The 2,788-nt window shown below is 69.3% G+C and carries 3 protein-coding genes and 1 tRNA gene; all 4 read left to right on the plus strand.

Features of this window, described 5'->3' with window-relative positions; translation table 11 throughout:
• Nucleotides 1–33: 33 nt before the first annotated feature.
• A tRNA-OTHER gene (locus tag ACZ516_RS23955) sits at nucleotides 34–129 on the plus strand.
• A 398-nt stretch (nucleotides 130–527) separates the two neighbouring features.
• Nucleotides 528–1,319, plus strand: a complete 792-nt coding sequence (locus ACZ516_RS23960; RefSeq protein ID WP_361079711.1) for an AfsR/SARP family transcriptional regulator — start codon at nucleotides 528–530, stop codon at nucleotides 1,317–1,319.
• 467 nt (nucleotides 1,320–1,786) lie between these two features.
• The gene (locus tag ACZ516_RS23965) at nucleotides 1,787–2,218 is read left to right on the plus strand and encodes a hypothetical protein (RefSeq protein ID WP_469011597.1); all 432 of its coding nucleotides are present in this window, start codon (nucleotides 1,787–1,789) and stop codon (nucleotides 2,216–2,218) included.
• A 49-nt stretch (nucleotides 2,219–2,267) separates the two neighbouring features.
• Nucleotides 2,268–2,788 (plus strand): carboxyl transferase domain-containing protein (locus ACZ516_RS23970; RefSeq protein WP_469011598.1); only part of this gene is annotated, 521 nt, incomplete at its 3' end.

Below are 2,788 nucleotides of genomic sequence, written 5' to 3' on the forward strand. Positions count from 1 at the left end.
CCGCAGGCACGAAACTCTGTGCCAGTACGACCAGGAGAGGTGCCCGGAGTGGTTTATCGGGGACCTCGGGCTCAGCCCAGGTCGGGTCCCTCGCGACCCACGCAGGTTCGAATCCTGCCCTCTCCGCCAGCGGAACATGGACTTCCACACCTACTTCGCCGGGCCTCCCCCGCCCCGGTGAAGCGACCGCCCCGGCGCCCCGCGACAGCGGCTGGACCGCCGGGGCGGGCCTATGTCCGATGGACACGCGCATCTTTTCCCGGACGAACCCCCAGGTCAGCCCCGCATTCAACTACCTGAGGCGACTCGTTCAAAAAAATACCTTCCCAAAGGAATGATACCGTGAGAGGGTCTTCGCTGGAAGGGAGTCAGAGGGTGCACCCCTGCCTCCCCCCGGCTGGGGACACCCAGAGATCGCCACGCCGACCTCCACCCGCGGTCCCCCACACCGCAGCACCGATGGCCCTGGCGACCCGGAAGGTGAACCGCCCCGACGTTGCAGCAACGAAAGCCAAGGGGGAAACGGCATGCTGAGCTTTTCCATTCTCGGAGCACTGCAGATCCGCACCGCGTTAGGTTTCGCGGAGATCTCTGGAGACCTCCAACGGAATCTCATCCAGACCCTGCTCGTCAGCGAGGGCCGCCCGATTTCGGGAGAGATCCTCGTGGAGGAAATGTGGGGCGACTCCGTCCCCGACAAGCAGGCCAATGCACTGCAGGCACACATCAGCAGGCTCCGCCGGAAACTGAAGAGCCTGGAACCGGATCTTCCGGTTTCCCGGGTGACCATTCACCCTTCGGGTTACCGGCTCACCATCCATGAGGGCGAGTTCGACGCCGCCGAATTCACGAAGGCGGTCCGCCAGGCGGAGGCGGCGGGGGCCTCCGATCCCGGCGCCACCGCGGACCTGCTGGGCCGGGCGCTCGCCCTGTGGCGGGGCCCCGTATTCGGCGACTTTCCCGGCGGCACCATTTGCCAGCTGGCCTGCGCCCGTTACGAGGAATACCGCATGCGGGCCATGGAGCTGCGTTTCGAGGCAGAACTGCGGCTGGGCCACCACGCGTCGATGCTCGCGGAACTGCACGAGGCGCACAGTAATCACCCTCTGCGGGAACGCTTCTGCGAACAGCTGATGGTCGCCCTGTACCGCTCGGGCCGCCAGGCAGACGCCCTCAACGTCTACCGCGCCATGCGCCGCCATCTCTCGGACGAACTGGGCATCGACCCGTCCCCCGCACTGCGCGACGTGGAACACGCGATTCTCGCGCACGATCCGGCGTTGACGGGCGCCGCCCGCACCCTGCTCCAGCCGGCCTGACCGGGTGGCGGCCCCTTTCACGGGGCCGCCGTCCGTCACCTCGTACGCGGGGGGCGCCACGCCGCTCTCCCCTTCCCCTTATATGGGCGAGGCCTCCCTACATGGGCGAGGCCTCCGTACGAGCGAGGCCTCCGCTGGCACGCGGGGCAACGGCCCAAGACCGGCAACCGCCCAACCACCGGCGGACGGGGCCCGACCGGACGGGGCCCGACCGGACGGCGCCCGACCGGACGGCGCCCGACTGGGCGGAACCCGACGCACCGCCACCACCCCCAGGCCCCCGCACGGCCCCGTCACGGCAGGTCAACCCCCCATGCACACGGCGTCAGCGCCCGGTCAGCGGCACTTGTCACCATGTGAACGGAAAGCGGGCGCCCGCCCTCCGCGCGGACCCCCCGTACGCGTCCCGGTATGCGTCCCGCGCGGCGCGCATGAACCCCCAACCACCGTATCCACCAGGAGTTTCCATGACCACGAGCCAGACCTCCGCACGCCTTGGAACCGCGGCCACGAACTCGTCCGCCGCGCGCCCGCTGCGTCTGTTCCTCGGTCTCGACGCCGCCGTCACGGCCGGCAACGGCCTGATCTACCTGATCGCCGCCGGCCCCGTCGGAGACCTCCTCGACATGAACACCGGCTTCCTGCGCGCGATCGGCGTCTTCCTCACCGTCTACGGCGTCCTGGTCGGCCTCCTCGCCGCCCAGCAGGTGCCGTCCGCCACCGCCACGAAGGTCGTCATCGAGGCCAACCTGCTGTGGGCCGTCGCCAGCGTCGCCACCGCGATCTTCGGCTGGTTCGACCCGAACACGATCGGCACGGTGTGGATCCTCATGCAGGCCGTCGTCGTCGGCGGGTTCGCCGTGCTCCAGATGAGCGGCCTGCGCAAGCTCACCAACTGAACCGCGCACAGCGTCCCCGGTGACGGCAGCGCAACGGGTAAGGGGAGAGATGAAACTCCACGTCGCGGAGCTGGCGGCAATCCGGGAGCAGGTCCACGCAGGCCCCGGTGAACCGGCCACCGCCGCTCAGAAGGCCAAGGGCAAGCTCACCGTGCGCGAGCGGATCGCGCTGCTCCTGGACGAGGGTTCGTTCCGCGAGGTCGAACCCTTGCGCCGGCACCGGGCGACCGGTTTCGGCCTGGAGGCGAAACGCCCGTACACGGACGGTGTCGTCACCGGTTGGGGCACGGTCGAGGGCCGGACGGTCTTCGTCTACGCGCACGACTTCCGCATCTTCGGCGGCGCGCTCGGCGAGGCGCACGCCACGAAGATCCACAAGATCATGGACATGGCCATCGCGGCCGGTGCTCCACTGGTCTCCCTGAACGACGGCGCGGGCGCCCGTATCCAGGAGGGCGTCTCCGCGCTCGCCGGCTACGGCGGCATCTTCCAGCGCAACACCAAGGCGTCCGGTGTCATCCCGCAGATCAGCGTGATGCTGGGCCCGTGCGCGGGCGGCGCGGCGTACAG

The organism is Streptomyces sp. NPDC034037 (genome assembly GCF_055575715.1).

Excerpts from the sequence above, each read along its gene's own strand:
- ACZ516_RS23960 (WP_361079711.1), top strand. The coding sequence starts at position 528 with ATGCTGAGCTTTTCCATTCTCGGAGCACTGCAGATCCGCACCGCGTTA.
- ACZ516_RS23965 (WP_469011597.1), top strand. The coding sequence starts at position 1,787 with ATGACCACGAGCCAGACCTCCGCACGCCTTGGAACCGCGGCCACGAAC.